This window comes from Streptomyces sp. NPDC059002 (assembly GCF_042740435.1).
Lineage (GTDB): Bacteria > Actinomycetota > Actinomycetes > Streptomycetales > Streptomycetaceae > Streptomyces.
Genome location: NZ_JBHYJI010000123.1, coordinates 1 through 6,970 on the forward strand (window position 1 = coordinate 1; position 6,970 = coordinate 6,970).

General features: G+C 73.4%; 6 protein-coding genes. 4 read left to right on the top strand and 2 right to left on the bottom strand.

Translation table 11 applies throughout. The features are described from left to right. Positions 1–33: 33 nt before the first annotated feature. On the bottom strand, positions 34–933 hold the full coding sequence (locus ACFWZ2_RS43165; RefSeq protein WP_384555279.1) for an endonuclease/exonuclease/phosphatase family protein: 900 nt from the start codon (positions 931–933) through the stop codon (positions 34–36). 215 nt (positions 934–1,148) lie between these two features. Here ACFWZ2_RS43165 and ACFWZ2_RS43170 point away from each other — a divergent pair, with 215 nt between their 5' ends. The 3 genes from ACFWZ2_RS43170 (at position 1,149) to ACFWZ2_RS43180 (ending at position 4,835) form a co-directional block, all read left to right on the top strand. Then, positions 1,149–2,441, top strand: a complete 1,293-nt coding sequence (locus ACFWZ2_RS43170; protein ID WP_384555280.1) for a DUF6986 family protein — start codon at positions 1,149–1,151, stop codon at positions 2,439–2,441. A gap of 75 nt (positions 2,442–2,516) precedes the next feature. Further along, positions 2,517–4,319, top strand: a complete 1,803-nt coding sequence (locus ACFWZ2_RS43175) for a protein kinase (RefSeq protein WP_384555281.1) — start codon at positions 2,517–2,519, stop codon at positions 4,317–4,319. 30 nt (positions 4,320–4,349) lie between these two features. Continuing rightward, complete coding sequence (locus ACFWZ2_RS43180; protein WP_384555282.1) at positions 4,350–4,835, top strand: hypothetical protein; 486 nt, start codon at positions 4,350–4,352, stop codon at positions 4,833–4,835. 17 nt (positions 4,836–4,852) lie between these two features. Here the strand turns inward: ACFWZ2_RS43180 and ACFWZ2_RS43185 are convergent, their stop codons facing one another. Continuing rightward, on the bottom strand, positions 4,853–5,920 hold the full coding sequence (locus ACFWZ2_RS43185) for a LacI family DNA-binding transcriptional regulator (protein WP_384555284.1): 1,068 nt from the start codon (positions 5,918–5,920) through the stop codon (positions 4,853–4,855). A gap of 116 nt (positions 5,921–6,036) precedes the next feature. Here ACFWZ2_RS43185 and ACFWZ2_RS43190 point away from each other — a divergent pair. Further along, the coding region (locus ACFWZ2_RS43190; RefSeq protein ID WP_384555283.1) for an ROK family protein at positions 6,037–6,970 on the top strand (934 nt) is incomplete at its 3' end.

Below are 6,970 nucleotides of genomic sequence, written 5' to 3' on the forward strand. Positions count from 1 at the left end.
CGCCCCGCACCGCGGGGCGAGGGCCTCGGCGCGTCAGGGGGTGAGGCTCGCCTGCACCGGCAGGTGGTCGCTCGGGAACTGGCCGTTCAGGGAGAACGTGTTGATCGACGCCGCGTGGACCCGGGCCCCCGGGCTCGCCAGGATCCAGTCGATGCGGTCGCCGTCGGGCACCAGCGGCCGGTAGCCGTGGAAGGTGGCGTACGCCTTGCTCCGCCGGTCCGCGGCGTCCCAGGTGTCGACGAGGCCGGCGCCGAGGACCGTGTCGTAGACGGGGTTCTTGTGCGCGGCGACATTGAAGTCGCCCGTCACGAGGCGGGGCAGGGACGGGTCCAGCGGGCCCAGGCGTTCGACGAGCAGGGCGGCGGCACGCGTGCGTGCGTACTGACTCGCGTTGTCGAGGTGGGTGTTGACGACGTACAGCTCGCCGTCCGTGCGCAGATCGTGGAAGCGCACCCAGGTGACCATGCGGATGGAGCCGCCGCCCCAGGTGTTGGACGCGATGAGGTACGGGGTGTCCGAGAGCCAGTAGTGCTCGTACTCGACGGGCCGCAGCCTGCGGGTGTCGTAGTAGACGGTCATGAACTCGTCGCGGCTGCCGCCCGCGCGGCCCGTGCCGATCCAGTCGTAGTGCGGGCCGAGGTCGGCGGCGATGTCCCGGACCTGCTCGTAGAGCCCTTCCTGGGTGCCGATGACATGGGGCCGCGCGCGGCGCAGCAGTTCACGGGTGACCGGGCGGCGGTCGGCCCAGGTGTTGGGCGGTGTGGCGCTCGCGTAGCGGAGGTTGAAGGACATGACCTCCAGGCGGCGGCCGGGACGCTCGACCGCGCTCGCGGGGGCCGCGGTCAGGGTGGTGCCTAACAAGGGGAGTGCGGCCGCGGCGGCCAGTGTGGTCCGCAGGCCGAGGCGGCGTGACACTCGGGTGTCGGTCGGCACGCTGTCTCCTTCGGTAGGTCGCGCCAGGATGGGCTGAGCGAACCGAAGTGTGGAAGCAGGATCTGAGACAGGCGTGAACGCCGGTTGTCGGGGGCCGGTCAAGTGCAGGTCAGGTGTTGACCGGCGGGAAGGTCGCCAGATAACTTCGCCATACGGATTCTTGATTCCGTGAAGCGGAAACACCGAGCAACACTGAGTGTGTGGAGGGTGCAGGAATGGGTCAGCAAGAGCAGGTGGCAACGAGCCTCGCCGGCGCGGTCAGCGAGGGCATCAGCGCTTCCCTCGCCCCGGTGGACGCGGAGCTGGCGCGCCGCTACCCCGGAGACCCCGGCACCCGCCAGCCCGTCCACACCGTGTACGTCCCCGGCGAGCAGTTCGCCGCCGACTCGATCCGCACCTGGGGCGACAAGGCCCTCGCGATGCTCGACGAGCACGCCCCGGACGCCGCCTCCTTCGCCGCCGTCCTCGGCCTGACCGACGACCTCGCCGACGCCGTCTACACGCGCGTGCGCACCAAGCTGGAGCGCGAGCCCGTCGAGGACCTGCGCATCGACTTCGAGGACGGCTACAAGGGCGCCGACGAGGACCAGGACGCCGCCCGCGCGGCCCGCCTGGTCGCCGAGGCGTACAAGAACGGCACCGCCGCCCCGTACATGGGCATCCGCATGAAGTGCATGGAAGAGGCCGTCCGCGACCGCGGCATCCGCACCCTGGACATCTTCCTGTCCGGCCTCATGGAGGCGGGCGGCCTGCCCGACGGGCTCGTCCTCACGCTGCCCAAGGTGACCTACCCCGAGCAGGTCACCGCGATGGTGCGCCTCCTGGAGGAGTTCGAGAAGGCGCGCGGCCTCGAGCAGGGCCGGATCGGCTTCGAGATCCAGATCGAGACCAGCCAGTCCATCCTCGCCACCGACGGCACCGCCGCCGTCGCCCGCATGATCCAGGCCGCCGAGGGCCGCGCCACCGGACTGCACTACGGCACCTTCGACTACAGCGCCTGCCTCGGCGTCAGCGCCGCCTACCAGGCCAGCGACCACCCGGCGGCCGACCACGCCAAGGCCGTCATGCAGGTCGCCGCGGCGGGCACCGGAGTCCGCGTCTCCGACGGCTCCACCAACGTCCTGCCCGTCGGCTCCACCGAGAAGGTCCACGACGCCTGGCGGCTGCACTACGGCCTCACCCGGCGCGCCCTGGCCCGCGCCTACTACCAGGGCTGGGACATGCACCCCGGCCACATCCCCACCCGCTACGCCGCCGTGTTCGCGTTCTACCGCGAGGGCTTCGAGGCCGCCGCCGCGCGCCTGGCCGCCTACGCCGGGCACCACGAGGGCGGCGACGTGGCCGACGAGCCCGCCACCGCCAAGGCGCTCGCCGGGTATCTGCTGCGCGGCCTCGACTGCGGCGCCCTCGACGCGGGCGAGGTCACCCGGCTCACCGGCCTCACCCTGGCCCGCCTGCAGGGCTTCTCGGGCCCGCGCCGCGGCGACCTCACGGTGTCGGGCAAGTAACACCGGCACTCGACCGTCACAGCTGCCCCGTACTCTGTACGCCACGGAAAGTGGTGTCGCAGGGACGGGGCAGCGGTGTCTTCGGGGGATCAGGAACAGACGGGCGGGGCCGGACGGCTGCTCGCCGGGCGCTATCGCGTCGTGGCGCAGCTCGGGCGCGGCGGCATGGGCGTCGTATGGCGCGCCGTCGACGAGGTGCTGCACCGCGAGGTGGCGGTCAAGGAACTGCGCACGTTCACGGACGCGGCAGGTTCCGAACTCGCCGACCTGCGCGTGCGGATGCAGCGCGAGGCGCGGGCCGCGGCCCGGGTGCGCCACCCCGGAGTGGTCGCCGTGCACGACGTGGCGGAGGTCGAAGGCCGGCCCCTCATCGTCATGGAGCTGGTCGAAGGCCCCTCCCTGGACGACGTGCTGCGCGAGCGCGGCCCCCTCGACCCGTGCGAGGCCGCGGCCATCGGCGCCAAGGTCATGGAGGCCCTGGCCGCCGCCCACCGCGCCGGTGTCCTGCACCGCGACGTGAAGCCGGGGAACATCCTCCTGGAGATTCCCCAAGCTCTCGGCTCCGCCCGAGCAGGGGAGGCCCCACTCGGCCGCGTCGTCCTCACCGACTTCGGCATCGCCACCATGGAGGACCCCGGCGACGGCTCCTCGACACACCTCACCCGCAGCGGCGAACTGATCGGTTCCCTCGACTACTTGGCGCCCGAGCGCGCCCAGGGCCACGAGCCGGGACCCGCCTCCGACGTGTGGGCGCTCGGCGCCACCCTGTACGCCGCGGTCGAGGGCGCGTCGCCCTTCCGCCGTACGTCGACGTGGTCGACGCTCACCGCGATCGTCGTCGACCCGCTGCCCGAGCCGGGCCGCTCCGGTCCCCTGACCCCCGTACTGCAGCAGCTGATGCACAAGGACCCGCAGGCGCGGCCCGACGCGGCGGCGGCATCCGGGCTGCTCGCCGACGTGGCGGCGCTGGCCGCGAAGGACGTGGGCACGGCCGCGCTGCGGGAAGCCGCGCCGGGGCCGCGCGAGCAGACGGAGCGCAGCATCCCGAACACACCGCCGCCGGGCTTCGGTCCGGCGCCCGGCGCCCCGCAGTCGCCTCTCGGCGGACAGCACGCTTCTCCGGCACCCGGACCGGCAGCGGCGCCCCAGGGTCCGCCCGCCGTCGGCCTCGGTGCGACCCGCTCGACCCGACGCCCGCGCCGGGGGCGGGCGTTGCTCGCCGCCGCTGCCGTGGCCGTCGTGCTCGCGGCGACCGGGGCGACCGTGGCCTTCCTCGACGGCAAGGACGACAGCGGCAGTCAGGCCAGGGAGAACACCGCACAGGGAAGCGGCACCGACCGGGCCGACGACGGCAGCCGCGGCCCGTTCGACGACGGGTCCAAGCGCCCGGGGCCCGCCGAACAGGGCGACGAGAAGCCCCGCAAGCCGGACGCGGGACCGAGCGCCGACGGCGCGGGCAAGGACGACGGCGGGACGTCGGACCGGGACAAGGAGAAGCCGCGGGACGGGGACAAGGGCGACGACGAACCCTCCGCCCGGCCCGACCCCACCACCAAGCCGACCGGCACCCCTTCGGGCGGCGGCTCCGCACCGGACCCCGTCTGCCACCCCGCGGGCGGCGGCAAGTACAACTGCTCGGTGTGGCGCACCGCGACGTCGTACACCGCGTCCGGCGCCGAAGCGGGCACCCTGAACGCGGGCACCAACTACTTCCACTGCCAGCAGAACCTCGGCCGCCGCGAGACGTCCGGCCGCTGGACGAACGTCTGGTGGGCGAAGACGGACGACGACAGCGGAAACAGGAACGTCTTCGTCAGCGACGTCTACATCACCGGCGGCGACAACGACAAGCCGCTGCCCGGCCTGCCCACCTGCTGACGGCACGGACCGGGAGAGGACGTCGAGCCCATGAGTGAAGCCCAACGGCCGTACGGTACGGACGAGTTGTACGCCCGCGTCGAGGCGGCCGTCACCGGCACCGCGTACCGGCTGCGGCGCACGGAGCCGGGATTCGACCTGGTCGCGGACGTCCCGCAGGTGAACCGTCACACCACCCAGGTGCACACCTATCGCGTCGCGTTGCGCCCCCGGGAGATGACCTTCGTCATGACGGACATCGTCGTGACCGAGCAGCACGGTCCGGGCCCCGCGCGCGGACGGACGGTCACCACAGGCCGCAGCCGGTACCGGACGTGGACCCGCTCCGCGGACGGATCCGAGCGGCACAGCTTCGCGTCCGCCGATGGCCACCGCCTGATCCGGGGTGTGGCGGGGGAACTCGGCTGGCAGGAGCTCAAGCCCGCGGGGCAGAAGGTCGCGCGGGCCTTCGGGCTCTTCGGCGGGGTCATCGCCCTGGGCACGCTGATCGCGCTCGCGGTCGTCTTCTGGCCCTGAGCGCGCCCGAAGGGGTCTCAGTCCGCGGGCGGCAGTTCCCCCGACCCGCGCGTGATGAGCCGCGTCGGCAGTTCGATGCGCTCCGGGTCGCCGGAGGCGCCGTCGAGCTGCCGGAAGAGCCGTTCGGCCGCCGTCCTGCCCAGCTGTGCCGCGTCCTGCGCGACGACGGTCACGCCGGGGTTCAGCAGATCCGCGAGTTCGATGTCGTCGAAGCCGACCAGGGCCACGGGGCGGTCGAGCGCGGCGAGGACCCGGACGACGGTCACGGTCACCCGGTTGTTGCCCGCGAAGACCGCGGTGACCGGCTCGGGGCCGCCCAGCATCGCCTCGGCCGCGGCGCGCACCCGCTCGGGATCGGTGGCGCCGAGCGAGACCCATGCCTCGTCGACGGGGATGTCCGCGTCCTCCATGGCGGCGCGGTAGCCGCGGAGCCGCTCCACGGCGGTGTGGATGCGCGGCTGGTCGCCGATGAAGCCGATGCGGCGGTGGCCGTGCGCGATGAGGTGCGCGACGCCGTCCCGCGCGCCGCCGTAGCTGTCGGACAGCACGACGTCGGCGTCGATCTTCCCCGCGGGCCGGTCGACGAAGACGGTGGCGACCCCGGCGGCGATCTCCGGCTCCAGATAGCGGTGGTCGTCACCGGCCGGGATGACCACGAGCCCGTCGACCCGGCGCGCGCACAGGGCGAGCACCAACTCCTGCTCGCGGTCCGGGTCTTCGGCGCTCGATCCGTTGATGAGCAGCGCGCCGTGCGCCCGTGCGACCTCCTCGACGGCGCGGCTCAGCGGGCCGTAGAAGGGGTCGGCGAGGTCTTCGAGCACGAGGCCGATGCTGGCGGTGCGGCCCTTGCGCAGCACGCGCGCGCTGTCGTTGCGGCGGAAGCCGAGCGCCTCGATGGCCTCCTGCACACGGCGTTCGGTGTCCGGCGTGACGCCGGGCTCTCCGTTCACGACGCGGGAGACCGTCTTGAGGCCCACGCCTGCGCGCGCGGCGACGTCCTTCATGGTGGGACGGTTGCCGTAGCGGGTCTCGGGTCGTCGTGCGGTGGTCTCGGCCACGGTGCGCTGTCCTGTCCTGTCGTCCATGAGGTCGTCCATGAGCATGTGGCGTCGAGCATAGAGCCTGGACAACGTTGTCAGATGCGGGAGAGACTGTCCATCGCACTCTCCGGCCTGCCCATACACCAGGAGACCCGACACAGATGCACATGGACCTCGTCGCCGCACTCGACATCGGCGGCACCAAGATCGCCGGAGCCCTGGTGGACGGCGACGGCCGGATAGTGCTGCGCGCCCAGCGGCCGACGCCCGCGCGCGAGGACGGCGACACGGTCATGCGGGCGGTCGGGGAGGTCCTCGTCGAGCTGACGTCCAGTCAACTGTGGGGCGGGGTCGGCACGGTGGGCATCGGCAGCGCGGGCCCCGTGGACGCGTCGGCCGGCACGGTCAGCCCTGTCAACATCCCGGGCTGGCGCGGCTATCCGCTGGTCGACCGGGTCCGCGCGATCACCGGCGGCCTGCCCGTCGCACTGGTCGGCGACGGCGTGGCGATGACCGCGGCCGAGCACTGGCAGGGTGCGGCCCGCGGCCACGACAACGCGCTGTGCATGGTGGTGTCCACGGGCGTCGGCGGCGGCCTCGTCCTCGGCGGCGCCCTGCACCCTGGCCCCACCGGCAATGCGGGACACATCGGCCACATCAGCGTCGACCTCGACGGCGACCCGTGCCCGTGCGGTGCGCGCGGCTGCGTCGAGCGGATAGCGAGCGGCCCGAACATCGCGCGCCGCGCCCTGGAGGGCGGCTGGGTGCCGGGCGGGGACGGCGACACCTCGGCGGCCGCGGTCGCCACCGCGGCGCGCGCGGGCGACCCGGTGGCCCTCGCCTCCTTCGAACGGGCCGCCCAGGCGCTGGCCGCCGGGATCGCCGCCACGGCGACGCTCGTCGAGATCGACATCGCGGTGATCGGCGGGGGAGTCGCGAAGGCGGGCGACGTGCTCTTCACCCCGCTGCGCCGCGCCCTGCGCGACTACGCCGCGCTCTCCTTCGTACGTCAACTCACCGTGGCCCCCGCGCTGATGGGCACGGACGCGGGCCTGGTGGGAGCGGCGGCGGCCGCGCTCGGCAGTGGGCCGAGCG